Consider the following 24,134-nt stretch of genomic DNA (forward strand, 5'->3'; position numbering starts at 1 on the left):
CACCGATGTCTTTAAAAATATTGGGTTTTGGCTCAAATTATTGAATCGAGCAGTTTTCTCCTAAGTATTAAATCGCTCAACTCAACCTACAAGCTAGAGGGAGCATCTCACTTACGCGATAAGTAATTATACTTAGCCTAAAAGCCACTCTTAATCGTGTCTTGGAACGAAATAGAGGCTTTTAAAGACTGCGTACATGGAGAATTAAAACAAGAATTACCCTCGAAAAGCCTATTTTTCCACTAAGTATTTATGCTCATTGCAAAGGTGAGATGCTCCCCAAGCTAGAGGGGATCGTATCTACATCAACAAACTATAATCTACATTAAAGAAATGTCCTAATAATTTCGCCTGTTCTTGGGTAATTGACCCTTTTCCTTTAATTAAACTAGAGGCAATTTTGTCAGATCCAAGGATTATGGCTATGTCTTTCTTATTAACGCTTTGCTGTTCCATCAAAAACAATAACATAGAATGAGGTGTGGTTGATTCCTGTAGATAAAAGCTTTTTTCAAAATTCTCAATTAAAAAAATTAGAAGCTCATAAAGTTGATCTTCTTCGGGAGTTCGCTGCTGACGGTGCATTAATTCTTCCACAATAGCCAAAGCTTTTTCATTTTCTGCCTCTGTTTTAATAACTTTAGGTAAATGGCGAGCTAGTAATTCTTTGTATTTTTCTGGATTAAAAGTAAGGGTCATTTTTCCATTGCTCCTTATCGTATTCAGCGTGAGTTAAAACATACTTGATATAAATTAGCCGCTTCTGATAATCGATACTGGTTATGAGACGATAACTATTCCCTTTAATGTTAAAAACAGTAAAGTTACCAACTGCTTCTGCTTTAGGAAATACTGTTTGAACCTCAACTAAATTATACCAAATCGCTTGACTGGCAATTTTATACCAATTCTCTAAAGCTATTCGGGAATCAGCGTGTTTATTCGTAAATTCTCGTAGTCTTCGATAGCTGATGACGTGCATTTATAAAAACAAACATAAATTATCTCTGGGGGTGATTCGCTGCCAAAGTTGGTTTTCCATAGGTAATTCAGTTGCCTGTAATCGTCCAATCTTCTGCTCTTAAACCGGCAATTTGCCCAAAATCTGAGAGATTTCTCGTCAGCAGGATAGCCTGATTAACCATTGAGATAGCAGCAATCTTCAAATCCATCGAACCCAAACGAGGGTAAGTTACCCGAAGTTCTTGAAAAACTTGACCTGCCTTTTCATCAAAGCCGACAATGGGAATCGTGCGATAATTAGCGAGGTGCTTTTCTAGCCTTCGATAGGCAACAACTTGGGTTTCAATCGAACTGGTCTTGGCTATGTAACTGAGCCATCCCCGCATTTGTTCTTCGTAGGTGATAATTGTGGTGGCAACTTCGCTGCTTGTAATAGCAGCCAGTTTTTTCAGCAGTTGTTGTGCCTGTTGTCCCCCGCGATCGAGAATGCTAATATGATCGGTATCAAGGAGATACATTTCAGGATTCGGATGCTTCCTCGGCTAATGGTTTTAGGGACTGACGGTACTCTTGACCAAACTGCATTGCCTCTTCGTAAACCGGATCGTCAGCAAAAGTGCCGACAATTTTTTCCCACCAGGGAGTTTCGCTGACAGTAGGTAGCAAACGCTTAAGCAGTGCTACTTCAGCTTCTAAAGCTGCTAGTCTTATCTCTAGATCAGTGGTTAACATGGTTGACATATCCTCCTATTCTGCTCTTGCTCAAAGGTTAGCTCTAAAACAAAATTTGTTTCAACGCCAGAAGCCATACGTTGACATCCTCGCCGCCGTAAACGGACGGTGATTCCCAAACCTCACGATTTAGGTTTCTGCTTCTTTCCCTTGCGGGGTTCCGCACCTGCCTTAACAGATTTACTCTGTTCTGGTCTTATGGTCGCTCTACAGACTGACACCGCAAGCCCTGCGGCCAAAATATTTTTACTAGCGTTAACATCTCGGTCATGGTGTGTCCCACAGTCTGGACAATCCCATTCTCGAACATTTAACGGCATCTTTTCGACAATATGCCCGCAATTACTACACCTTTTAGAGCTAGGAAACCATCTATCTATTTCGATGTAATTTCTCCCATACCAACGGCATTTATAGGCTAATTGTCGAGTGATTTCTCCCCAGCTAACGTCAGATATTGCCTGAGATAATTTCGGGTTTTTGACCATATTCTTGACGGCTAAATTCTCAACCACAATCGTTTGGTTTTCACGAACTAATTGAGTGGTTAGCTTGTGTAAATGGTCTTTCCTGCTATCGGTGATTTGAGCGTGAATCCTTGCTACTTTGATTCTTGCTTTTTCCCGATTTTTTGACCCTTTCTGTTTTCTAGAAAGGCTTTTTTGGGCCTTTCGCAGTCTCCGATAATGCTTTTTAAAATGCTCAGGATTAGATACTTTGTCACCATCGCTGGTAATGACAAGGCTACTAATTCCTAAGTCAATTCCAATGGCTTTATCTGTTACTGGTAATGGCTTAATCGTTGGGTCATCAAATCTAATTGAAATATGCCAACGTCCTGAGGGATGTAATCTGACTGTTACTGTACTTGGTTCACAGCTTTCTGGGATGTGTCTTGACCATCGAATAGGTAAAGGTTCTGTGCATTTAGCTAAATAGATTTGTTTGTCTTTGAATTTAAAAGCAGACTTGGTAAATTCGGCACTTCCTCCCTGATGTTTTTTCTTAAAGCTAGGATACTTAGTACGACCAGCAAAGAAATTAGTGAAAGCTGTTTGTAAATGTCTTAACCCTTGTTGTAAGGGTACACAGCTTACTTCATTGAGAAAGTTTAATTCTTCTTGCTTTTTCCAATCAGTTAGCATTGAAGAAGTTTGAGCGTAGCCTACTCTTTCTTGCTTTTCGTACCAAGCTTGTGTTCGTTCGTGGAGAGCTTTGTTGTAAACTAATCTTACACAGCCCAATGTGCGCCGCAATAGCGACTCTTGTTCGGGTGTTGGGTAAAATCGAAACGAATAGGCTTTTTCCATGTCTCACATTTTAGCATATATTTCGTAAATGTGCTAATATTTAACAGTAAAGCCGCCGTAAAACGGCGGGGTTTCAGACCCAAATTTTCGATGACCAACTCATGGCTGATGCTCTTAAAGCTACTGGACTCTCTTATTCTTTGTGTGATAAATTTAACTTATATAGTAGTGATCGATCTTTGTGTCCTTTGTGTCTCTGTGGTTCGTTCCCCTCACTATTTATTGCCGGCAGTCTTCATTGACTATCTAGACCAAAAAAGCCAGTCTTCCCTAATTTTTCGGGAAAACTGGATAAGCTAATCTTGAGATTTTAACCAACGTTAGCGGTTTGTTTTTGGCTAAAAAATGCCGCTAAAACCTGTTGGGCAATCTGGGGACTGGTTAAACCCAAATCAGCGAAGGATTCCTCTGGTGTTGCGTGGTCCACTAATTTATCGGGAACCCCGAAACGCTTGACCGGAACTAGAATATTAGCATCCTGTAAAGCTTCCAAAACCGCAGAACCAAAACCACCCATCAAACAACCTTCTTCTAAAGTCACCACCTTACCAAGACGTTGGGCAAGGGGAAAGATAAGTTCTGTATCAAGGGGCTTGACAAAACGAGCATTAACCACTGTGGCTTCGATGCCGTGTTCGCTGAGGATTTCGGCCACCTGTAGGGAAGTGTTGACCATCGTGCCGTATCCCAACAGGAGAATATCATCGCCACTGCGGAGAATTTCGCCCTTACCGATGGGTAAAGCTTCCCAACCTTCTTCCATCAGGGGAACCCCCAAACCGTTGCCCCGGGGGTAACGCATGGCAATGGGGCCGCTGGTATGATTAATCCCCGTCACCACCATTCTTTGCAGTTCCGCCTCATCTTTGGGGGCCATAATGGTCATATTGGGGATACAACGCAGGTAGGCGATATCGTACATCCCTTGGTGGGTCGGTCCATCGGCCCCGACAATACCGGCCCGGTCCATGCAGAAGAAAACCGGTAGATTTTGAATGCAGATATCGTGAATAATCTGATCAAAAGCCCGCTGCAGGAAAGTAGAGTAAATAGTGACAACCGGGCGCATTCCTTCGCAAGCAAGACCACCAGCGAGAGTAACGGCGTGTTGTTCGGCAATTCCCACATCGATGTACTGTTTCGGCAGTTTTGCTTGAAATTTGTCTAATCCCGTCCCAGTAGCCATGGCGGCGGTGATACCGATAATGCGCGGGTCATTTTCCGCTAATTTAGTGAGAGTATGCCCGAAAACTTTAGAATAAGCGGGGGGTTTCGGTTTACTGGAGGGAATCGGTTTACCCGTGGCTAAATTAAAGGGATTTTGGGCATGATAACCCACTTGATCTTTTTCGGCCCATTCGTAGCCTTTGCCTTTAACGGTGGCAACGTGGACGAAAACCGGTCCGTGGACCTTATGGGCCTGTTTAAAAGTGGCGATTAATTCGGGAATATTATGACCATCAATCGGGCCAAAATATTTAAAGCCCAATTCTTCGATGACCGCGCCAACCTTGGGAACTGCTAACCGTTTCATCCCTTCTTTGACTCGTTCCATTTCGGGAGTGAGGGAATCCCCGAAGAAGGGTAGATTTTTAAATTGTTCTTCGAGATTATCGGCGATAAACTGGACGGGTTCGCTTAGACGAACTTTATTGAGATAGCGGGAAATTGCCCCGACGTTGGGGGAAATGGACATCTCGTTATCGTTGAGGATAACCATGATGTTGGTGTTCGGTAAATGTCCAGCATGGTTAATCGCCTCTAGGGCCATACCCCCGGTTAAAGCGCCATCCCCGATGATCGATACCACCTTGAAATCTTCCCCCTTGGCATCCCGGGCTAAAGCCATTCCTAACCCCGCAGAAATGCTCGTAGAGGCGTGTCCAGCCCCAAAATGGTCAAATTTGCTCTCGCAACGTTTTAGATAGCCCGCAATGCCGTCTTTTTGGCGCAGGGTGTGAAAATCGTTATAGCGACCGGTAAGGAGTTTGTGCGGATAAGCTTGGTGTCCCACGTCCCAAAGGACTTTATCTCGATCGAGATCGAGGGTCTGGTAAAGGGCGATCGTTAGTTCTACGACTCCTAACCCCGGTCCCAAATGTCCACCGGTAGCGGCGATCGTCTGGAGGTGTTTTTCGCGAATCTGACGGGCAATATCTTCTAATTGACGGAGTGATAAACCATGTAACTGGTTGGGATGAGTAATTTCACTTAGGTGCATATCGGCTTCTTTTTCAAAGTAGTTTATCCCTATACCAACTGTATAGGATTTTCAGCCTGAGATGAGGGAAAATCTAGGCTAATCTGGCCGCCGTGCGTAAAATTTGGCCGGCTAACATGGCAGCCCCAAAACCATTATCGATATTAACCACACCGATACCGACCGCGCAGGAATTGAGCATAGTTAACAAAGGAGCAATACCACCGAAACTGGTTCCGTAACCGATACTGGTGGGAACGGCGATCACCGGGCGATCGACTAATCCCGCTACCACACTTGGTAAGGCTCCTTCCATTCCCGCAACAACAATTAACACATCGGCAGCATCCAGTAGATGGCGATGATTCAAGAGGCGATGAATTCCCGCTACTCCCACATCCCAGAGACGCTGCACGGAAAAACCGCATAATTGAGCAGTAACCGCCGCCTCCTCCGCTACGGGAATATCGGCAGTTCCCGCCGTTAGGATGGAAATTATCCCTTTTGGGGGATTTTCTGGAGCGGATGCGGCAATGGCACAGATGCGGGCTAAGGGATAATAAACTAAGTCTGTCACCTGTTCCTGTAGCTGAGCTGCTATCTCTGCTTCAATGCGGGTGGCCATAACCACGGGACTATTTTGACGCAAAACATTGATAATTTGGGCGATTTGAGCGGTGGTTTTACCCGGCCCCCAGATAACCTCTGGAAATCCCGTTCTTAATTGACGATGATGGTCAATTTTAGCGAAGTCTTCCACCGGTTCAAAGGCCAGATGTTTAAGTTTATCTAAGGCTGTCTCCGGGTTAATTTCTCCTCTGGCAACGGCGGTCAGCAGCGATCGCAAATCGGCAGCATGGAACATGGTCAGTTATCAGTTATCAGTTATCAGTTATCAGTGGGTAAGTTAACAGTTATCAGATTTGAGTTTTAAGTGAGCAGTATGTGTTAAGTGACCAGTATTAAATAGCAGTTTCTTGCCATCTTTTCACTGTTTACTGATCACTGATTACTGCTCACTGCTCACTGCTAAGCTAAACGGCGCTTAACCTGCATGATCCAACAGCTATAACCCTTTTGGAGTCTATATCGGTGATCCGAAGTAAAAGCCGTTTAGCTTATTAGGAGGCCATGGTAGCTGCGGGACGACGGCGGCGATAAGTACGATTGTTCGCTGGTTCCGTTGCCGCCGCTTGCAGGAGGAAAATCACTAGGGGTTGACTCTGTAACTCCCGTTTGATTAAACGTTGCAAAGTCGTCTCGATTTCGGCCCGCAAACCGGCCCAATCCGTGGCCCCCGTGGCGGTTTTAAATTCACCGATGCGATCGCTTAAACAGCGTTCGATCGCCCGAATAATTAGCTGATTCAGCAGCGAGATTTCCACTTTTGTCACCACACCGCGCAAATTAATCTCTGGGGGTGCGCTTAATTGTCCCTCCCCGTTAACGAAGGTTGCGATCGTAATCACACCATCTTCGGCTAACTGTTGTCTTTCCTGCATAATGTGTTCGTGGACCACACCCGCTTGATCGACTAACTCGATTCCCGAAGGCACTGGTGTGCCAAGTCCAATGCGATCACCAGTTAACTCGATCGTGTCACCATTTTTGACAATTACCATATTTTCGGCGGGAATACCCATACTTTGGGCCATCTGAGCGTGTTTGACCAGCATTCGGTGTTCTCCATGCACTGGCACAAAAAACTTCGGCCGGGTCAAAGATAGCATCAATTTATGGTCTTCTTGGGAACCATGGCCGGAAACGTGAATTCCCTTATCGCGTCCGTAAACTACGTTAGCACCCTGCATCATCAGGCGATCAATTGTATTGACCACAGCGATCGTATTACCCGGAATCGGATTAGCGGAAAAGACAATCGTATCCCCCTGACGCACGCGAATATGAGGATGTTCACCCTTAGAAATCCGCGTCATGGCCGCTAAAGGTTCCCCCTGGGAGCCTGTGGTTAAAATGACGATTTTATCATCGGCTAAATTGCGGGTCGCTTTCAAGGGTTCAAACAGATCATCGGGACATTTTATATACCCCAAATTACGCGCATGAGCGATGACATTTAACATCGATCGACCCACTACCACCACTTTCCGGTTAAATTTCTGGGCCAATTTCAACACCAGATTAATCCGATGCACCGAAGAGGCAAAGGTAGTGATCATAATCCGTCCCGTTGCTTGGTTAAAAACCCGCTCTAAACCGGGATAAACGGAAGCTTCCGAAGGAGTATAACCGGGTACTTCCGCGTTAGTGGAATCACTCAATAAACATAGCACCCCTTTCTCGCCATGTTCGGCAATTTTTTGTAGATCAAAGAATTCGCCATCCACGGGAGTATGGTCAATTTTAAAATCTCCCGTGTGAATAACTACCCCTAAAGGAGTGTGAATTGCTACACAAAAACTATCGGCGATCGAGTGGGTATTGCGGATATATTCCACCATGAAAGATTTACCTAAACGCACCATTTGCCGAGGAGCAACGGTTTCTAATTTGGTACGATTTGCTAATCCTGCTTCTTCCAATTTATCCCGCAATAAAGCCATCGCTAGGCGCGGACCGTAGATAATTGGCACATCAAATTGTTTGAGATGGTAGGGAATGCCACCGATATGATCTTCGTGACCGTGGGTGACGATCATACCCTTAATTTTATGGCGATTTTCTCTTAGATAAGTCATATCGGGAAGCACTACATTGACCCCGTGCATATCATCGGAAGGAAAAGCTAAACCGGCATCCAAGAGAATAATCTCATCATCGTACTCAAAAACACAGGTGTTTTTGCCGATTTCGTGTAGTCCTCCTAGGGGAATGATCTTTAGTTTTGCTTGGGTTTTATCTTGATTCATTAGGTGTCCTTTGATGGTAAGTTATGGTGATTTTTCAGGTGGTTTTTTTGGACGGGAAATCTCAAAAAATGAATAGTTAGAATAAGTCGAACTAGGTAAATAACACCTAGCTAAACTCACTTAGTATCAATACTTTCTAGCAGTTCTAAACTATATTTCTTTTCTTCTAGTTAAGCTATTAATATTATAACCTACTTTCTCGAAAAATCCCAGTTTAGTGGGCAAGAATTTCTAGTATTTTTCTAGATTAAAGCCAATTCTTGCATGATTTTTGCTAATCCTTCTTCTAGTTCGGGACTTAAGGAACATAAAGGAAGTCTTAGACCCCCCACTTCCCAACCGACTAGATTTAAGGCCGCTTTAATTGGAATTGGATTAGTGGCACAGAATAAACCTTTAAACAGGGGAAATAATTTCAAGTTAATCTCGATCGCTTTGGCTGCATCTCCGGTTAATAAAGCTTGAATCATCCCTTGGATTTCTTCTCCCACCAGATGACTAGCAACACTGACCACCCCCACCGCACCACAGGTCATCAGGGGTAAGGTGAGAAAATCATCGCCGGAATAAATAGCGAAATTTTCAGGGGTATGACAGTAAATCTTGCAGGTTTGTTCTAAATTACCACTAGCTTCTTTTACCGCCACAATATTATCAACTGCTGCCAGTTTAATAATCGTTTCCGGGGTCATATTTTGACCCGTACGACCGGGGATATTATAAAGCATTACTGGCAGATCGGGACAAGCTTTGGCAATGGTCAGAAAATGCTCGTATAAACCCTCTTGGGGTGGTTTATTGTAGTAGGGAACCACTTGTAAAGAACCATCTAAACCCAGTTTAGCAGCCTGTTGGGTAGCTTCGATCGCTTCGGAAGTGGAATTAGAACCCGTCCCCGCGATCACTTTTCCCCGACCATTAACCGCTTTTTTGACAATACTAAATAGTTCGTATTCTTCCTGCCAACTTAGGGTGGGTGATTCTCCCGTCGTCCCACAGACCACTATACCATCGCTACCGTGAGTAACTAGATAATCGGCCAATTTTTCCACCAGGGCATAATTAACTTGACCCTCGACGGTGAAGGGGGTCACCATCGCCGTAATTACTCGTCCAAAATATGTTGTTTCACTCATTTATCAGTTATCAGTTATCAGTTATCAGTTATCAGCTTCTCAAGGCAAGAGGCAACAGAAAGAATCTAGCAATCCTCCTACCTAAAAAGAAGGTTAGAAACTAAGTACATCGAAGCTTTTAGCTTAACAAATTAGGTTTTAGATTCGGCCTTTGTCATCAGTTTGTGAGCGATCAGCAATCAGCTTTCAGACTTTACTTATCCGGTTAATTAGCTATTTTTCTAATTATTATCGCCTTGATTTAGCTGAAGGCTGATAGCTTAATTATCAAACTGTTGCTAATCTTGAACCGACGAGATTTTTCTTGACTAAAAGTTCCGCAATTTGTACAGCATTTAAAGCCGCACCCTTGCGAATTTGATCGCCGCATAGCCACAATTCTAGACCGTTAGGATGGGAGATATCTTGACGAATGCGTCCCACTAATACTTCATCGCGACCGGTAGCATCAATTGGCATGGGAAAATAATTAGCGTCCCAATCTTCCACTAATTTTACCCCCGGAGCGGACTGAAGAATTTCTCTAGCCTTCACCACAGAAAAAGGCTGACTAAATTCTAGGTTAACCGATTCCGAATGGGCCCGCAGGACGGGAACCCTTACACAGGTGGCGCTAACCCGCAGCTCCGGACAAGCAAAAATCTTGCGGGTTTCGTTGACCATTTTCATTTCTTCCTCGCAGTACCCTTGACCATTAATCGGTGTATTGTGGGGAAAAAGATTAAAAGCGAGGGGATAGGGAAAGGAATTAGTGGGAGGTTGCCGATTATCAAGAATTGCTTGCGCTTGCTCTTTTACCTCCTCCATGGCTCGCGCTCCAGCACCACTAGCGGACTGATAAGTAGAAACTACTACTCGCTCGATCGCCTGTACTTGGTGGAGAGGCCAGATCGCCACTCCTAAAAGAATTGTCGTACAGTTGGGATTAGCGATAATGCCCCGGTGATTGTCCACACTGTCGGGATTGATTTCCGGGACAACTAAAGGCACTTCGGGATTCATGCGAAAAGCACTGGAGTTATCGATCATCGTCGCACCCGACTCGACAATAGTTTTCGCCCAAGCTTTCGAGGTGGACCCCCCCGCAGAAGCAAGAACGATATCCACGTCCTGAAAAGAGCGCTCGTTTACCGCTTCGATGAGGAGACTTTCGCCCCGAAAATCGAGGGTTTTTCCAGCAGAACGCTCGGAAGCCAGTAATTTTAGACTAGCGAGAGGAAATTGACGACTAGCTAATAACTCTAGTAATTCCGTTCCCACGGCCCCGGTGGCTCCTAAAATAGCGACCCGTACTTTTTGACTCAAATTGTGTGACCTCCTGACGAGTTGGGTGATGATAATGATCCGAAGAAATCGTTACAGTAAAAAATCTTTTTTGTCCACCGAGTTATTCTAAAACTTGGATTGATCGGCTTTTGATCAGCAAAATTTTCTGATTGGGCTTAACTGCCCCAAGGACGGAATAAATTAAATATACCCCATTGACCGCTAAAATAAAAAGATTGTGAGAGCTTGGGGAGCAACTGCAGCTATTCCCCTAGAATATCACGAGCGGGACGGATCCACCGCAGGCGTAAACACCGCTCACCCTATTATAAACGTTCCTTGTCGTAAGAGCTAGAAAAATCAATGAAAGTTATTCAGGAAAAGCTTCCTGCCAGTCAGATAGGTTTAGAAATTGAAATTCCCGCCGAAACCACGAAAAACACCCACGAGCAAGTGGTCAAGAATTTAGCGAAGTCGGTTAATATACCCGGTTTTCGCCCCGGCAAGGTTCCCCGTCAGATCCTTCTGCAAAGATTGGGAACTAAGGCGGTAAAAGCGGCGGTAATTGAGGAATTAATTGAAAATTGCCTCGAATCTGCCCTGAAACAGGAGGGGATCGAGTCCCTGGGCAATCCACAGCTATTGTCTAAGTTTGAGGATTTGATCGCTGCCTATGAACCGGGTAAAGCTTTGACTTTTTCAGTTTCCCTGGATGTGGCCCCGACAATTATTCTCGGAGATTACGAAAATCTGAGCGTTACTGCCGAAGAAACCGTTTATGATCCCGAATCCGTGGAAAATTGGTTTAAAGAGCGTCAAGAACAGTTAGCAACATTGGTTCCCGTGGAAGATCGCGGGGCGCAGCTGGGAGATGTGGCGATCGTTGATTATCGGGGCAAATCCGCCGAAACTGGCGAGGATATCCCGGATATTGACGGCGAAGATCTGCGGGTGGATATGGAAGCAGGACGCTTTATCGAGGGTATGGTGGAAGGAATTATCGGCATGAAACCGGAAGAAGTCAAAGAGATGACTTTGACTTTCCCGGAAGATTATCCCAAAGAAGATGTGGCAGCAAAAGCGGTAATCTTTACAATTACGATGAAAGAGTTAAAAGCGAAGGAATTACCGGAGCTTGACGACGATTTTGCCCAAGAAGTCAGCGATCAGGAAACAATCGCCGAATTAAGAGCAAGTTTAGAGAAACGTTTCCAAGAACAAGCGGAGAAGGAAACCAAAGAAAGCATTGATGACGCTTTAACCAAGGAATTAGTCAAGGGTGCGACTTTAGATTTACCGGAGACGCTGATCGAAAAGGAAGTGACGCATATTTTGACCCAAAGCTTCATGCAGTTCCAACAAATGGGTCTAGATGTCAACCAGTTGTTTACAAAAGATAATATTCCCAAAATGCGGGAAAACGCCCGTCCCGATGCGATCGAAAGTCTGAAAGAGACTCTGGTGGTGCAGGAATTGGCTAAAGTCGCGGGCATTGAAGTCAGTCCCGAAGCGGTAGCGGAAAAAATCGCTAATATCATGTCCCAATTGTCCGATCGCGACATAGATATGCAGCGTCTGGAACAGGTGATCACTGAAGAAATGCTGGCGGAAAACACCCTGGAATGGCTGAAAGAAAAAGCTACTATCACCCTCGTCCCCAAAGGTTCCCTAGAGGAAGAAACAAGCGAGGAGGAGGAAACGGAAGAAACCTTGGCAGCCGCCGCAGTGGAAGTGTTGGCAGCCGAGGAAGAACCGTAAGGAGTTAGCAGTCGTGTTGGGTGTTGGGGTGTTGGGGTATTGGTTGAATTCCCCCATTCCCCCATTCCCCCATTCCCTGATAACTGATCACTGATAACCGATTCCTGCCAACCGGGGGAAACTTAGGGCATAATAGATGGACAGAAGTGCTAAAGATGCTTAACATTTGCCAATAAAAGCTCCACAGCCAAGCAAAACCCCTAAGATTGTGATAGCGGAACCGAAAAAATTATGCTCGAATCGAGATCACCTGACTACCCAATTACCAGTAATTGTCGCCCTGCTATCTACGCCAACACGGGGAGAAACTCCCTAGCTAACGTTTTACCCGTGGTAATCGAACAGTCTGGCATGGGTGAACGGGCTTTTGATATCTATTCTCGACTCTTGCGCGAGAGAATTGTCTTTTTGGGAACCCCCGTCGATGATCAGGTCGCTGATTCGATCGTTGCCCAACTCCTCTACTTGGAGGCAGAAGATCCCGAAAAAGATATCCAACTCTATATCAACTCCCCCGGTGGTTCCGTTTATGCCGGACTAGCTATCTACGACACCATGCAACAAATTCGCCCCGACGTGGCGACAATTTGTTTCGGTTTAGCCGCTAGTATGGGAGCATTCCTGCTTTGTGGTGGCGCGGCAGGTAAACGGATGTCCCTACCCAGTAGCCGGATCATGATTCACCAACCCCTCGGCGGCGCCCAAGGTCAAGCTAGTGATATCGCCATCCAAGCCAAAGAGATCCTCTATATTAAACAGAGACTCAATACCATGCTGGCTCACCACACCGGTCAACCCTATGATCGCATCGCCAATGACACCGAACGGGACTTTTTCATGTCGGCCGTCGAAGCCAAAGAATATGGGTTAATCGATCTGGTGATTTCCCGTCCCGAACTGCCCGATCCTACCGTTCCCGTTACTTCCCTGTAAATAAACTATGTCTAAGTACGACTCCCACCTCAAGTGTTCATTTTGCGGCAAATCCCAGGAACAAGTGCGAAAATTAATCGCCGGGCCGGGGGTCTATATCTGTGACGAGTGTGTGGAACTGTGTAACGAAATTCTCGATGAGGAATTGATGGAACCGCCCAGTCCGGTCGCCCCAGTGGAGGAACGTCCCAACAAACGGCGATCGGGCCAAAACAAAACCACTTGGGAACAAATTCCCAAACCAAGAGAGATTAAAAAACACCTCGATGACTACGTTATTGGTCAAAATGAGGCGAAAAAAGTGCTTTCGGTGGCCGTTTATAACCATTACAAACGCCTCAAAGATATCCAAACCCAAAAAGCCGGTGGCGGTAGTCCAGAAGATAGCATCGAACTGCAAAAATCTAATATTCTGTTAATTGGTCCCACAGGATCGGGAAAAACCCTTCTAGCTCAAACTCTGGCCAAAATCCTCGATGTACCTTTTGCCGTCGCCGATGCCACCACTTTAACCGAGGCCGGTTATGTGGGGGAAGATGTGGAAAATATTCTCTTGCGTCTGTTACAAGTGGCAGATTTAGACGTGGAAGAAGCGCAGCGGGGCATTATCTACATCGATGAAATCGATAAAATTGCCCGCAAGAGCGAAAATACCTCGATTACCCGGGATGTGTCCGGAGAAGGGGTACAGCAAGCTTTACTGAAAATGTTAGAGGGAACGATCGCCAATGTTCCCCCCCAAGGCGGCCGCAAACACCCCTATCAGGATTGTATTCAGATCGACACCAGCAATATCCTGTTTATCTGCGGTGGGGCGTTTGTCGGTTTAGATAAGGTGATCGATCAGCGTCTCGGTAAAAAATCCATGGGCTTTATTCAACCGGGAGATGGCCAAGCTAGTAAGGATAAGGTAGCGGCAGGGTTATTAAAACAAATGACTCCCGATGATTTAGTCAAATTTGGCATGATTCCAGAGTTTGTCGGTCGGATTCCCATCCTAGCGGCACTGTCACCCCTGGATGAGGAAGCTTTAATCGCTATCCTGACGCAACCCCGCAACGCTTTGGTGAAACAGTATCAAAAACTGTTGAAGATGGACAATGTACAGTTAGAGTTTAAATCTGATGCCGTCCTAGCGATCGCCCAAGAGGCCTATCGTCGCAAAACTGGGGCCCGGGCCCTGCGGGGTATTGTCGAGGAATTAATGCTCGATGTCATGTACGAATTGCCCTCGCGCAAAGACGTGAAACGATGTTTAATCACCCGCGAAATGGTGGAAAAACGTTCCACGGCAGAGCTATTGGTTCATCCTTCCTCTCTACCTAGTCAAGAATCCGCTTAAGGGGAAAAATCGAGGTTAACCATGCTGAACACCGTTCCTGCGATCATCAAAGAAGGCCGGATCGAACTCCTCGAATCCGTGCCGATTCCAGAGGGTACTAGGGTTTTAGTCACCCTCATCCCGGAGGAGACAAACTCGGATTTCTGGCAAAAAGTCAGCGAAACTGCACTGGCTAAGATTTGGGATAATCTGGAAGACGACATCTATGAACGATTACTCGAAGCTTGAAATCGTTCTCGTTCGTTATCCTTTTTCAGATTTAGCGGACGCTAAAATCAGACCGGTTATCATTGTTAGTTCTCCTCACCGTTCACGGGATGTTTTTCTGGTTCCCCTTACCAGTCGCATCAATAATTTACTGGAGGGCGAGTTTTTGCTGGAAGATTGGGAGAACGAGGGATTGAATGTACCGACGGCCGTTAAGCGGGGGATATACACAATCCAACAAGATTTACTCCTTAAGAGAATCGGACGACTATCGGAGACAGATGCGCGACGTTTGCAAAACTCTTTACGAGGATGGCTAGGTATCTAACTATCATGAAAACTCAAATAATCGATAAAACAATCACTGTTCGCGGTGTTCCCCACTATTACGAGTGGATTCGACAGTCGGAATCTGCCCAGAAAAAGCCAGTCATGGTGTTTATTCATGGTTGGGGAGGATCGGGACGCTATTGGCGATCGACTGCTGCGGCAGTTTGCGATCGCTTTGATTGTTTATTGTACGATATGCGGGGTTTTGGTCGGTCTAAATTGCCGGAAAAATCCCCCGATCTTTCCTACGATTTAGAAGAATATGCCCTTGATCTAGCATTGTTTTTAGATAGTTTGGAAATTGAAAAAATCTATCTCAATAGTCACTCTATGGGGGCATCGGTGGCGACTTTTTTTATTACTATGTACCCCGAAAGAGTGGTCAAAGCAGTTTTAACCTGTAATGGCATTTTTGAGTATAATAAAGCGGCTTTTGCTGCCTTCCATAAATTCGGTAAGTATGTGGTACAGTTTCGTTATGATTGGTTTTTAAAAGTACCTTTTGCCGATCAATTATTTATGGCGAGATTTTTGCATCGATCGATCCCAAAATCAGAAAGAATTGCTTTTTTAGAAGATTTTTTAGCGGCAGATTACGAGGCCGCCCTAGGCACAATTTATACATCTGTGAGTAAAAAGGCAGTGGAAATTATGCCTGGTAAATTTGCTGAGATTAAGGTACCAACTCTTTTAGTATCAGGGGAAAAAGACATTATTATTCCTGCCAAAATGGGCAAAATGGCGGCGGATTTGAATAATAATATCCAGTATGTGGAGATGGCTAATACTGCTCACTTTCCCATGTTAGAAGATGCCCCTACTTATCTAAGAAAATTGCAAGATTTTTTAGAAATTAATTAGAATTGGCTGAATAAATCTAAAAACCTTGTTGGGTAAGACTTTTAGACTTTTTGTCAATCAAAAAGTACCATATCTGGGAGTGATCGGGGGGAAAATTCAGGGACTTTTTCCCTAAAAATTAGGTAATTGACCAGATGAAAATCTGTAAAAACCTACACCCCACACCCCACCTGCCCCCCCGATGTCGGGGGGGTTGGGGGGGCCACACCCTGTCCCCACCAACAAACTTTTTCAGCATACCCTAATTAGAATGCCAAAAGGTCAGGAAAAACGCCCCAAGGCGACACCAATCAGGATAGTAACCCCGAAAAAGAGACGATACCAGACAAAAACCCAGGTACTCTGTTTTTTGAGATAATCTAATAACCAAGCGATCGAAAGATAGGAAAATATCCCCGAGGAAATTACCCCAATACCCAGGGGAATTAATTCACTGGTGTTAATCTGGTCGAGAACGCCTTTAAATTCCACTAAACCGGCTAAAGTTATCGCCGGAATCCCCAACAGAAAGGAAAATCGCGCCGCTACGGCCCTTTCTAAACCCATGAATAACCCGGCAGTTAAGGTGGACCCAGAACGAGATACCCCCGGTATGAGGGCTAAAGCTTGGGCTAATCCCATTAAAACCCCGTCTTTTTGTCGCAAAGTCTCGAAACTGCGTTTATGTTTCCCGATTTTTTCGGCCGTACCTAAGAGTAAAGCCATGACTATGGAGGCACAGGCGATCGCTGTCATGCTTCTCAGGGGGGAATTATCTAAATCGGGAATGAAAAGTTTCATTAACAAACCGAAGAAAACGATCGGAATTGTGCCTAGGATAATCCCCACGGCTAAACGAAAATCCTGGGAACGATAATCGGAACTAGCCACCGCTTTCACCATTCCCGTGGATATTTGCCTTAAATCCTGCCAAAAATAGGACAATACCGCCGCAATACTGCCCAATTGAATCACTGCTGTATAGGTGACACCGGGATCTCCCCAACCCAAAAAGACGGGAATCGCTTTTAGATGAGCGGTACTGCTAATCGGCAAAAATTCCGTCACTCCCTGCACAAATCCCAAAAAAATTGCCTGTAACCAGTTAATTTTTGCCAGAGGTATGGCGCTAGTGGTTGATTGGGCAATGACGGCGGGTGTAATCGCCAAAATTACCGTTATTATCGCTAGTCCTAGCCATTTATAGCTTTTTTTCAGTAAGGAAAACATCATTTTTCAGTAAAAAAAGGGGTTGGGTGTGGGGTGTGGGGAAATTAACTAATCAATATTACTGCCTTTTGTCTATTTCCCATTCTCCTGTCTCCTGTCTCCTATCTCCTGATTTAAGTATAAATACTTGTTGACAACTCATAGTCGTTATGAGTACACTTAATTTAGACAAACTCAAAATGAGTACGACTTAGCAATTAGGAGTTGACGATTATGCTACCAAACCGAGAAGGGCAGAGAGTTCCCGATGTCACCTTTCCTGTACGTCAAAATAATCAATGGGTGAACATCACCAGCGAGGAATTATTCAAAGGAAAAACCGTTGTTCTTTTTGCCTTACCCGGGGCATTCACTCCCACCTGTTCCACCTCCCATTTACCCGGATATAACGAATTAGCCCCAGTTTTTCGGGAAAATGGCGTAGATAGTATTGTTTGCTTGTCGGTGAATGATACCTTTGTCATGAACGAGTGGGCAAAAGATCAAGAATGTGATAATGTCGTCTTGATTCCCGACGGCAACGGCGAATTTAGCGCAGGGATGGGGATGTTAGTCGATAAAGCTGACTTAGGTTTCGGTCAACGTTCTTGGCGCTATTCGATGCTAGTCAAAGATGGTGTTATCGAGAAAATGTTCATCGAACCAGAAGAACCGGGAGATCCTTTCAAAGTCTCCGATGCGGAAACGATGTTAAACTACATCAACCCAGAAGCCAAAAAACCGCCTTTAGTCTCTCTTTTCTCGAAAGTCGGCTGTCCCTACTGCCTCCGGGCTAAGAAAATGTTAGAAGAAAAAGGGCTACAATACGAAGAAATTATCCTCGGACGCGATGCCACCAGTCGTTCTCTGCGGGCCATGAGTGGCAATACCACCACCCCGCAAGTCTTCATTAACGGGCAATTAATTGGCGGTTCGGAAGAATTAGCGGCTTATTTGGGAGCATAATCAATCAGTTAGACCTCAAGTTATCTTTCCATTGCAACTGGAGAGATATCTGTGAGAGGTTTTGCCCGGGCAAGTTAGAGCTTTTTTGTTGGGTGTGATTGTAGTCTGATGTATTTCGTTAATCATTTATAGCGTTTCTCAGTCTTATAAAGTACACCATCTGTTGCCTGTTCCCTAACTAAAACCAGAAACTTTGTGCCTCACAAGTATGAGAATTGCTGATTTTGTGAAAGCCCGTGACTTCATAAAGCCAAATGAAAAGGTAGTCGTTATCTTTACAGAGGGAAAACACTTTGTTCTCCACGATGACAACACTGGTTCAACGGGTCAGTGGAAGATCGATCCCAATCGTGAAGTTGACCGTATTATTCTTTATCATCGTGATGATGAGAATAATGCGAATAATTTGTACATAGCGAACCATGCTGGTGCAGAGCCAGCAGACAGGGAAGGTCGATACGACATTCGATTAACTCATGTTCAGTACATAGGGGCAACATCCGTAAATTGGGTTGAGTTTGCTGAAGGTGGGCAAAACCCAATTCGGTATCTTCCTTGATGTAGCTTTGATTACCTAAAATGTCGGATGAATGCCCCCGCTAGATTTTTCGACAAGATACTCACCTTTGCGGGGGATGAAATCCGACCAGAATATCAACCGCGAAGCACGATTTTAATTCTACCATTTGTAGGTAAACTGTGTTATACTTAATTTATCCAGGGTCGAAGATTAATCAATGCTAGTCGTAGAAGCCAAGTTAAAAAACGGGACACCAGAACAATACCAAAAACTTGATGAAGCTATTAGAACTTCTCAGTTTGTGCGTAACTCTTGTGTTCGTTATTGGATGGACAATCAAGGGACAAACCGCAATGATCTCCAAAAACTTTGTGCGGTACTAGCTAACAATAAAGAGACCCCTTGGGTTAATAAATTAAACTCACAAGCACGTCAATCGGCTGCTGATAGAGCCTGGCAATCAATTAGTAAGTTTTACCAGAATTGTCATGCTAAGATACCGGGAAAAAAGGGGTTTCCTCGGTTCAAAAAGCATAGTCGTTCGGTTGAATACAAACTAACAGGCTACAAACTATCTGATGAGCGACGTCAAATTAAGTTTACTGACGGTTTTAAAGCAGGAGAATTTGATTTATGGTGTAGTCAAAAAACCTTAGTTTATTATTCAGAGCAACAGATTAAACGGGTAAGAGTTGTTAGACGTGCTGACGGTTATTATTGTCAGTTTTTGATTGACGTAGAACGGCAAGAATACCATAAACCAACGGGACAAATAACAGGAATTGACTTAGGGTTAAAAGAGTTTTATACCGACGCTCAAGGTAATACTGTAGAGAATCCACGTTATTTAAGCAAGTCAGAAAAACGACTTAAAAAAGCACAAAGGAGATTATCAAAACGATTTCGTCAAGGAAAGAAACAGTCTAAAAACTATCACAAGCAACGGATAAAAGTAGCTAGGCTTCATCTTAAAGTATCAAGACAACGTAAAGACAAAGCAATTAAAGACGCTTTGGCGTTAGTCCAGTCTAATGATCTGGTAGTCTATGAAGCTTTAAAGGTAAGAAACTTAGTCAAAAACCGTAAGCTGTCTAAGTCGATTTCTGATGCTTCTTGGTATCAATTCACTGAATGGTTGAATTATTTTGCTAAGATTTATCGGATTGTCTGTGTTGCTGTTCCTCCCCATTTTACTAGCCAAGATTGTTCAGTTTGTGGGACGAGAGTTCAAAAAACATTAAGCACTAGAACTCACCAATGTCCTAACTGTAAAACAATCTTAGATAGGGATCATAATGCAGCAATAAATATTCTTAAAAAAGGGTTGAAATATTTGGGAAATTATCTCAACGGTACTGTTGGGCAAACAGAAACCGACCCAAACGCCTTGGGAGAGTCCGACCTCTGGGTTTTTAATGGAGACATTGAGAATCTAAGCTGTCTCGTTGAACAAGGAATTTCCGATAGTGATAGGTCAAGAATCCCCCGTCACAGCGTAGCTTGACGGTGGGAGTATGTCAATGAAGGTTCTTGTCATCCACTAATAGGTAGGTGAGAACACGAGGTAAACTATAAGCTGGGAGATTGTGGTGAAAACTTAAGTAGTCGTGCAAAATTAATTTCCTAGTGAAGATAGGCAAGAGGCAAGAGGCAAGAGGCAAGAGGTGGTTAGATATGTGTAATTAATTTTGCTTAGGTACTTATGAAGTTGACTGTAACACTTGACCGTGACGAAGATGGAGTTTGGGTTGTAGAATGCCCCAGCATTCCGGGTTGTGTCAGCCAAGGTAAAACGAGAGCAGAAGCTCTTGAAAATATCAGAGATGCAATTATCGCCTGCCTTCAAGTTCGTGCAGAACGTGGGCTACCCCTAACGATTGAAACTCACCAAGTAGAGGTAATGGCATAATCATGTCCTCTGCTCTTCCTGTTCTCAGCGGACGTGAGGTAGTCCGAGTATTTGAAACCTTCGGCTGGCAAGTTGCGCGTCAAAGTGTAAGCCATATTATCATGGTTAAGGAGGGCGAACAGGTAACACTCTCTGTTCCTGATCATCGTGAAGTGGCAAAGGGTACGCTTCGTAGTCTTATTCGTACTGCTGGAATTACGGTACAAGAATTTGTTTCTGGCATGAGATGAGCGATAAGAGAGGTCTAACAATTCGAGTGCAGCGGACGGACGAAGGCTGCTGATGCTCAGTTCAAGGTTGTCTGATGCCGCTGATTCGAGCCGTTACTTGTACTGAGCGCATTGGAAGTATCAGTTATCAGCTACTTGTTTTCCGAATTAATTGGCCGTTTTTCAGTTTATTATCAACGTCCAATAGGATCAAAATCAGTCCCTTATGCACCCACAAAAATTATCGAGTATTCTGTTAACTGATCAAGGAGAAAGATTATGGTAGCCACTCCAGTCAAAACCAAAACCACGGGACAATACTACGCCACCCGCATCGATTTAGCATTAGATATCCGCAAAGCTATTGTTGAAATCTTAAGCCAAACCCTTGCCGCTAGTTTAGACCTAAAAACTCAGGTTAAACAGGCCCACTGGAATGTAAAAGGTTTAAATTTCTACCAATTGCACAGCCTCTTCGACGAAATGGCCACGGAATTAGAAGGCTATGGGGACATGGTAGCAGAACGGATTACCGCTTTAGGTGGAACCGCTTTAGGAACAGCGCGCATCGCTGCCGCTAACTCGATTCTGCCGGAATATCCGGCTGATATCGTCGATGGTAGTGAACATATCGTTGCTTTAGCCGAACGTTATGCCTTATACGCCGCCCATCTTCGTTCTGCTATTGATACTACTGGCAATCAAGGGGATGCCGACACAGCAGATCTCTATACGGAAATCTCCCGGGACATCGATAAACGTCTCTGGTTCCTAGAAGCGCATCTGATTAAATCGGAAGATGTTATCAGATAAATTTGGGGTGTATTAACTTAGCTTAATACACCTTAAATTCTCGTAATCGGTAAACGTAGCCAATCACTTAACTGTTGTGCCAACCAATCTAATTCCGCTTCGCTAACATCTTCACTGGCAGTGATAACATATTCTCGATGGTTGGCAACGAGAACCAGAGAAGGAGGAATAATATTAACATTTTCTCCCTGCATAGTGACGGTGACATTGCGACGAATGAGACTATAAATTTCGCAACTAGCAGCATGGGCAGTTAGTTTAAATTTCAGCCCCCAGAGTTTTTGGTAGAGAGAAACTTTTTTGGGGGTAATTTTTAACTCTAGTTCCCCCTGCCAAAAAGATTTCCATAACTGCCAAGATAAACTAGAGGAGATTAAATTGAGCAGAAAAATTAGGATAATCGGGATTAAAAAAGCGACCAGTTTGAGATCATAAATACCGACTATGGTTAAGAGAATGATCGTAAAAAATAGGGATGGTAAAAACTGTCTTAACTGGGTTTTGAGATTGTTGAAAAACTTTTGTTTGGTTTTACTAGCGATTTTTATTTGCAGGAGATTATCTTTTTTATAAACAGTAACTTCGCTGCCGTAGGGTTTGGTCAGATTGCCAATAGATACTAAGATCAATTGACAACTATATAAGCTGGCTAAAGCTTCTGTCACCGAACGAAAATGAGGGTCTGGGGGGGAGTTTGATAATCTTTTTAACCAATAGATGAAAAAAGCACTTAGATTAGTTTTTTGCTCAAAGTTTTCGGGTATGTAACGATGCTTAATCCCCGTGGCTAAACTGATTAAAGTTTTGCCTATATCCTCTAAGTCGGTGGTGGGAGAATCGGAATCAAAGGCAAAATCAACTAGATAAAAACGATGGGACTGGGTATCAAAGAGGATATTACTAAGTTTAATATTGCCGTGGTTAATGGGGACATCCTGCTGATGGAGATAGGAGAGAATCTCCAAAAGATATTTGGCAATTTGTTTGAGATCTTGTTCTGCTAACAAATAACTGGAGTTAAGATAGTTTTCTAAAGGCTGCGCTGATAAATAAGGTCGGACAATAGCGATGATTTGTTCTTGGGATGAATCTATCTCAAAGCTATCGAGGTATTTGGGGAGAGATGGGTGGGAGAGTTGTCGCAATAGGGCAATTTTACCGGTTATTTCTCCGATAAACTGACTACCTTGCCCACTAGGAACAGAAATAAGTTTAATGATAACTAACTGGGTGGTCTGTCTGTCCCTCGCTAAGATAGTTTTTTTTCCCAGCACCTGTTGGACTTGATAACGACTATGGAGAACTCGATCGAGCATGGGGGAGGATGGAGTAAGGAGTATTTCTAGGATAGCTCACTCTGGAAACTCTAGCCGCCATCTTTAGCATCCTTTTAATATTTTAACCCATATTCCCCACTTCAGTTTGAAGCATAAAAAACTACAGGTCTTTTCAAAAGACCTCTTGCATAATTTTTTTATGGTATAATATAAGGTTTTGCTTTTTTCTCAATTCTTAGATTGAAGTGGAAAAAAGAATAAAATGTGATCTTAGGTCAGGAAATCATCTATAATTTTGCTATGTTTATTAGCAAAATTATGGATTATCAAAACTTATCAGATGAACAATTCAAACGCCGTTTCGGTGTGTATAAACAAACCTATAGAAAGATGGTAGAATCAGTAAAAAGTGTTGAAGCCGACTCTAATTCACCATCTAAAAGGGGACCGAAACCTAAACTATCTATAGAAGAACAAGTTTTAGTAACGTTAGAATATTGGCGAGAATATAGAACATATTTTCACATTGGTACAAGCTGGGAACTATCAGAATCAACTATATGTCGGATTGTAAATAAGACGGAAAAAATGCTTTTACAATCGGGAAACTTCCGTTTAAAAGGAAAAAAAGCTTTACTCAATCAAGCAGAGATACCGGTCATAACGGTAATGGATGTAACGGAAACTCCCATTGAACGCCCCCAAAAGAAACAGAAAGATTTTTTGGGGGGTAAAAGAGGTTATCATACTTTAAAATCCCAATTAGTAGCTGATCAAAATACCGAGGAAATTATCTGTGTCTTTTGTGGGAAAGGTAGAGGTCATGATTTTAGTTTATTTAAAAAAAGTCGAGTTCGTTTTCATCCTTTAACTACCAGCATAGAAGACAGTGGTTATCAGGGAATAGCTGCATACCATAGTAATAGTTATACACCGAAAAAGAAATCGAAAAATAGAAAATTAACAGAGTTAGAAAAAGAGTATAACAAGGCTTTAGCCAAAGAAAGGATTATCATTGAACATATAAATAGGAAACTCAAAATCTTTAAAATCTTATCCTGTAAATATCGGAATCGTCGTCGAAGATATAGTTTAAGAGTTAACTTGTTGGCGGCTATTTATAACGGTGAGTTAGGGATAGGTATAGCAGCTTCTTAAAAGTTGCCTAAAGATTAATCAAGTCAAGGAGAATTTATTCTCAATTTTTATAATTGAGATAGTTTGTGCCGCTTAAATAAAGAGGTTTTGATAACCAAATTAAAGCATATCTAAAGAGTTTTGAGTTAAAAGTTAAACTTCAAGTTTTCATTCAGGACGAATGTACTGGTTAACTAATTTTTTGGG

26 protein-coding genes are annotated in these 24,134 nt (G+C 43.6%); 14 read left to right on the forward strand and 12 right to left on the reverse strand.

The window, feature by feature from the left end; all coding sequences use genetic code 11:
* Positions 1-300: 300 nt before the first annotated feature.
* From MAE_RS27360 to MAE_RS27380, 5 genes are all read right to left on the reverse strand, one after another.
* On the reverse strand, positions 301-699 hold the full coding sequence (locus MAE_RS27360; RefSeq protein ID WP_012268360.1) for a helix-turn-helix domain-containing protein: 399 nt from the start codon (positions 697-699) through the stop codon (positions 301-303).
* The gene (locus MAE_RS27365) at positions 683-982 is read right to left on the reverse strand and encodes a type II toxin-antitoxin system HigB family toxin (RefSeq protein WP_002797368.1); all 300 of its coding nucleotides are present in this window, start codon (positions 980-982) and stop codon (positions 683-685) included. Before MAE_RS27365 ends, MAE_RS27360 begins: the two co-directional genes overlap by 17 nt.
* Before the next feature lie 67 nt (positions 983-1,049).
* On the reverse strand, positions 1,050-1,481 hold the full coding sequence (locus MAE_RS27370; RefSeq protein ID WP_012268361.1) for a type II toxin-antitoxin system VapC family toxin: 432 nt from the start codon (positions 1,479-1,481) through the stop codon (positions 1,050-1,052).
* Between the two features lies 1 nt (position 1,482).
* Positions 1,483-1,695, reverse strand: coding sequence for a hypothetical protein (locus MAE_RS27375; protein ID WP_012268362.1), 213 nt, complete (start codon positions 1,693-1,695; stop codon positions 1,483-1,485).
* A gap of 122 nt (positions 1,696-1,817) precedes the next feature.
* The gene (locus MAE_RS27380) at positions 1,818-3,005 is read right to left on the reverse strand and encodes an RNA-guided endonuclease InsQ/TnpB family protein (RefSeq protein ID WP_012268363.1); all 1,188 of its coding nucleotides are present in this window, start codon (positions 3,003-3,005) and stop codon (positions 1,818-1,820) included.
* Positions 3,006-3,106: 101 nt separating this feature from the next.
* Between MAE_RS27380 and MAE_RS35525 the strand changes: the two genes are divergently transcribed.
* On the forward strand, positions 3,107-3,247 hold the full coding sequence (locus tag MAE_RS35525; RefSeq protein WP_071821127.1) for a DUF2191 domain-containing protein: 141 nt from the start codon (positions 3,107-3,109) through the stop codon (positions 3,245-3,247).
* A 68-nt stretch (positions 3,248-3,315) separates the two neighbouring features.
* Here MAE_RS35525 and dxs read toward each other — a convergent pair whose 3' ends face one another.
* The 5 genes from dxs to MAE_RS27405 form a co-directional block, all read right to left on the reverse strand.
* Entirely contained in the window at positions 3,316-5,226 is a 1,911-nt protein-coding gene (gene dxs / locus MAE_RS27385) for a 1-deoxy-D-xylulose-5-phosphate synthase (protein ID WP_012268365.1), read from the reverse strand.
* Positions 5,227-5,299: 73 nt separating this feature from the next.
* Positions 5,300-6,070 (reverse strand): nickel pincer cofactor biosynthesis protein LarB, encoded by a 771-nt coding sequence (larB, locus tag MAE_RS27390; RefSeq protein WP_012268366.1) that lies wholly within the window; start codon positions 6,068-6,070, stop codon positions 5,300-5,302.
* A gap of 256 nt (positions 6,071-6,326) precedes the next feature.
* The gene (locus MAE_RS27395) at positions 6,327-8,075 is read right to left on the reverse strand and encodes a ribonuclease J (RefSeq protein WP_002797377.1); all 1,749 of its coding nucleotides are present in this window, start codon (positions 8,073-8,075) and stop codon (positions 6,327-6,329) included.
* Positions 8,076-8,317: 242 nt separating this feature from the next.
* Positions 8,318-9,211: a 4-hydroxy-tetrahydrodipicolinate synthase gene (gene dapA, locus MAE_RS27400; RefSeq protein ID WP_012268367.1), complete on the reverse strand. Its 894-nt coding sequence runs from the start codon at positions 9,209-9,211 to the stop codon at positions 8,318-8,320.
* Positions 9,212-9,478: 267 nt separating this feature from the next.
* On the reverse strand, positions 9,479-10,516 hold the full coding sequence (locus MAE_RS27405) for an aspartate-semialdehyde dehydrogenase (protein ID WP_012268368.1): 1,038 nt from the start codon (positions 10,514-10,516) through the stop codon (positions 9,479-9,481).
* 324 nt (positions 10,517-10,840) lie between these two features.
* On the opposite strand from MAE_RS27405, the gene tig reads away from it, so the two are divergent.
* From tig to MAE_RS27435, 6 genes are all read left to right on the forward strand, one after another.
* A complete protein-coding gene (gene tig / locus MAE_RS27410) occupies positions 10,841-12,235 on the forward strand; it encodes a trigger factor (protein ID WP_012268369.1) in 1,395 nt (464 codons plus the stop codon).
* 231 nt (positions 12,236-12,466) lie between these two features.
* Positions 12,467-13,168, forward strand: coding sequence for an ATP-dependent Clp endopeptidase proteolytic subunit ClpP (clpP, locus tag MAE_RS27415; RefSeq protein WP_002736918.1), 702 nt, complete (start codon positions 12,467-12,469; stop codon positions 13,166-13,168).
* 7 nt (positions 13,169-13,175) lie between these two features.
* Positions 13,176-14,510: an ATP-dependent protease ATP-binding subunit ClpX gene (gene clpX, locus MAE_RS27420; protein WP_012268371.1), complete on the forward strand. Its 1,335-nt coding sequence runs from the start codon at positions 13,176-13,178 to the stop codon at positions 14,508-14,510.
* 21 nt (positions 14,511-14,531) lie between these two features.
* On the forward strand, positions 14,532-14,738 hold the full coding sequence (locus MAE_RS27425; protein WP_002797389.1) for a hypothetical protein: 207 nt from the start codon (positions 14,532-14,534) through the stop codon (positions 14,736-14,738).
* Positions 14,716-15,045 (forward strand): type II toxin-antitoxin system PemK/MazF family toxin, encoded by a 330-nt coding sequence (locus MAE_RS27430; protein ID WP_002797391.1) that lies wholly within the window; start codon positions 14,716-14,718, stop codon positions 15,043-15,045. Before MAE_RS27425 ends, MAE_RS27430 begins: the two co-directional genes overlap by 23 nt.
* Before the next feature lie 5 nt (positions 15,046-15,050).
* Positions 15,051-15,908: an alpha/beta fold hydrolase gene (locus tag MAE_RS27435; protein ID WP_041804468.1), complete on the forward strand. Its 858-nt coding sequence runs from the start codon at positions 15,051-15,053 to the stop codon at positions 15,906-15,908.
* 261 nt (positions 15,909-16,169) lie between these two features.
* Here MAE_RS27435 and MAE_RS27440 read toward each other — a convergent pair whose 3' ends face one another.
* Entirely contained in the window at positions 16,170-17,120 is a 951-nt protein-coding gene (locus MAE_RS27440; RefSeq protein WP_041804469.1) for an undecaprenyl-diphosphate phosphatase, read from the reverse strand.
* Positions 17,121-17,330: 210 nt separating this feature from the next.
* Here MAE_RS27440 and MAE_RS27445 point away from each other — a divergent pair, with 210 nt between their 5' ends.
* From MAE_RS27445 to dps, 6 genes are all read left to right on the forward strand, one after another.
* A complete protein-coding gene (locus tag MAE_RS27445; RefSeq protein WP_002797394.1) occupies positions 17,331-18,062 on the forward strand; it encodes a glutathione peroxidase in 732 nt (243 codons plus the stop codon).
* Between the two features lie 208 nt (positions 18,063-18,270).
* Positions 18,271-18,621, forward strand: a complete 351-nt coding sequence (locus MAE_RS27450) for a hypothetical protein (RefSeq protein ID WP_002739434.1) — start codon at positions 18,271-18,273, stop codon at positions 18,619-18,621.
* Positions 18,622-18,799: 178 nt separating this feature from the next.
* Positions 18,800-20,086, forward strand: coding sequence for an RNA-guided endonuclease InsQ/TnpB family protein (locus MAE_RS27455; RefSeq protein ID WP_012268375.1), 1,287 nt, complete (start codon positions 18,800-18,802; stop codon positions 20,084-20,086).
* A gap of 198 nt (positions 20,087-20,284) precedes the next feature.
* Positions 20,285-20,491 carry a type II toxin-antitoxin system HicB family antitoxin gene (locus MAE_RS27460; protein ID WP_002739432.1) on the forward strand — a complete coding sequence of 69 codons (207 nt, stop codon included), beginning with the start codon at positions 20,285-20,287 and terminating at the stop codon, positions 20,489-20,491.
* Between the two features lie 2 nt (positions 20,492-20,493).
* Positions 20,494-20,721 (forward strand): type II toxin-antitoxin system HicA family toxin, encoded by a 228-nt coding sequence (locus MAE_RS27465; protein WP_012268376.1) that lies wholly within the window; start codon positions 20,494-20,496, stop codon positions 20,719-20,721.
* Positions 20,722-20,979: 258 nt separating this feature from the next.
* Complete coding sequence (gene dps / locus MAE_RS27470; protein ID WP_012268378.1) at positions 20,980-21,513, forward strand: DNA starvation/stationary phase protection protein Dps; 534 nt, start codon at positions 20,980-20,982, stop codon at positions 21,511-21,513.
* A gap of 32 nt (positions 21,514-21,545) precedes the next feature.
* Here dps and MAE_RS27475 read toward each other — a convergent pair whose 3' ends face one another.
* Positions 21,546-22,829, reverse strand: coding sequence for a protein kinase domain-containing protein (locus MAE_RS27475; RefSeq protein ID WP_012268379.1), 1,284 nt, complete (start codon positions 22,827-22,829; stop codon positions 21,546-21,548).
* Between the two features lie 261 nt (positions 22,830-23,090).
* On the opposite strand from MAE_RS27475, the gene MAE_RS27480 reads away from it, so the two are divergent.
* Positions 23,091-23,948, forward strand: a complete 858-nt coding sequence (locus tag MAE_RS27480; protein ID WP_012268380.1) for an IS5-like element ISMae4 family transposase — start codon at positions 23,091-23,093, stop codon at positions 23,946-23,948.
* Positions 23,949-24,134 lie beyond the last annotated feature (186 nt).

The organism is Microcystis aeruginosa NIES-843 (assembly GCF_000010625.1).
Taxonomy (GTDB): domain Bacteria; phylum Cyanobacteriota; class Cyanobacteriia; order Cyanobacteriales; family Microcystaceae; genus Microcystis; species Microcystis aeruginosa.